The 267-nt window shown below is 58.8% G+C and carries 1 protein-coding gene; it reads right to left on the reverse strand.

What is annotated here, in order from left to right; genetic code table 11:
* Window positions 1-45: 45 nt before the first annotated feature.
* A partial coding sequence (locus tag CH341_RS32700; protein ID WP_342635051.1) for an EF-Tu/IF-2/RF-3 family GTPase occupies window positions 46-267 on the reverse strand: 222 nt, incomplete at its 5' end.

The following is a 267-nucleotide window of genomic DNA, read 5'->3' on the forward strand; positions in this document are numbered from 1 at the left end:
AGCTAGTACCCACGTGCGTCCGCCCCAACGCCCGTGTCGACATAATCAGTCGCGCGGCTTCTCGCGAAGCTCGTAGCACTCGAGAACGTCACCGATCTTGATATCGGAATAGGTAACGGTCAAACCACATTCGTAGCCTTCGCGAACCTCGGTAGCGTCTTCCTTCTCCCGCTTGAGCGAGGAGATGGTGACCGTCTCGGCAATGACCTTGCTGTCGCGGATGAGACGTGCCTTGGCGTTGCGACGGATGCTGCCCGACGTGACCAA

The sequence above is a fragment of the Rhodoplanes roseus genome, from assembly GCF_003258865.1.
Lineage (GTDB): Bacteria > Pseudomonadota > Alphaproteobacteria > Rhizobiales > Xanthobacteraceae > Rhodoplanes > Rhodoplanes roseus.